We start from the raw sequence: 1,130 nt of genomic DNA, 5'->3' as shown, positions 1-1,130 counted from the left end.
GGGGGGGGGGGGGGGGGGGGTGTAGAGCAGCCACACAATCTAGCCGGACACAGCCTTGGCGAATATTCTGCTTTGGTTTGTGCAGGGGTCATTGACTTTAAGCAAGCGATCAAATTAGTTGAGCTTCGTGGTCAACTAATGCAAGAAGCGGTACCTGCTGGTGTTGGCGCTATGTACGCCATTATTGGTTTAGATGATGAGTCAATTGCTAAAGCGTGTGAAGAAGCAGCGCAAGGCGAAGTGGTTTCTCCTGTTAACTTCAACTCGCCAGGTCAAGTGGTTATTGCTGGCAACAAAGATGCTGTTGCTCGTGCGGGTGCACTTTGTAAAGAAGCTGGCGCTAAACGTGCGCTTCCTTTGCCTGTTTCTGTTCCTTCGCACTGTGCGCTAATGCAGCCTGCCGCTGACAAATTAGCGGTGGCTTTAGAATCTATCGAATTTAACACCCCAACATTACCCGTTATCAATAACGTTGATGTTATTGCAGAAACGGATCCGGGAAAAATTAAAGCCGCTTTGGTTCGCCAGCTGTATAGCCCTGTTCGTTGGACAGAAGGTGTTCAGCTAATGAATGAACAAGGCGTTGAAAAACTGCTTGAGTTCGGCCCAGGTAAAGTTCTCTCGGGTCTCACAAAACGAATCGTTAAAACACTTAGCGCAGCGTCGGTTAATGATGTTGCTTCATTAGAAGCGGCGAAAGCGTAAATCGCTGGCTTTTATTGGCTAAGAACATAAGGAATAACAGATGATGAATTTAGAGGGCAAAATCGCCCTAGTAACGGGTGCGAGCCGTGGTATTGGCCGAGCGATTGCTGAATTATTGGTTGAGCGTGGCGCAACCGTAATCGGTACCGCAACGAGCGAAAACGGCGCAGCAGCGATCAGTGAGTACCTTGGTGAAAATGGTAAAGGTCTTGCACTTAACGTGACTGATGTTGACTCAATCGCAGCGACGTTGAAAACGATTAACGACGAGTTCGGTGTGATCGACATTCTTGTAAACAATGCAGGGATCACGCGCGATAATCTTCTTATGCGCATGAAAGATGATGAATGGAACGACATCATTGATACTAACTTAACGCCGATTTTCCGCATGTCTAAAGCGGCAGATCGGAAGAGCGGATCAG

The 1,130-nt window shown here is 48.0% G+C and carries 2 protein-coding genes; both read left to right on the top strand.

The window, feature by feature from the left end; genetic code table 11:
- The coding region (gene fabD / locus ACP45E_RS00280; protein ID WP_069584574.1) for an ACP S-malonyltransferase at window positions 1-705 on the top strand (705 nt) is incomplete at its 5' end.
- 40 nt (window positions 706-745) lie between these two features.
- Window positions 746-1,130, top strand: a 385-nt coding sequence (locus ACP45E_RS00275) for an SDR family NAD(P)-dependent oxidoreductase (protein WP_141707145.1), incomplete at its 3' end; no start/stop codon positions are given.

The sequence above is a fragment of the Vibrio genomosp. F10 str. 9ZD137 genome, assembly GCF_049974785.1.
GTDB lineage: Bacteria > Pseudomonadota > Gammaproteobacteria > Enterobacterales > Vibrionaceae > Vibrio.
The sequence above is the reverse complement of the archived record's forward strand: the minus strand, read 5'-3'. Positions and strand labels throughout refer to the sequence as shown.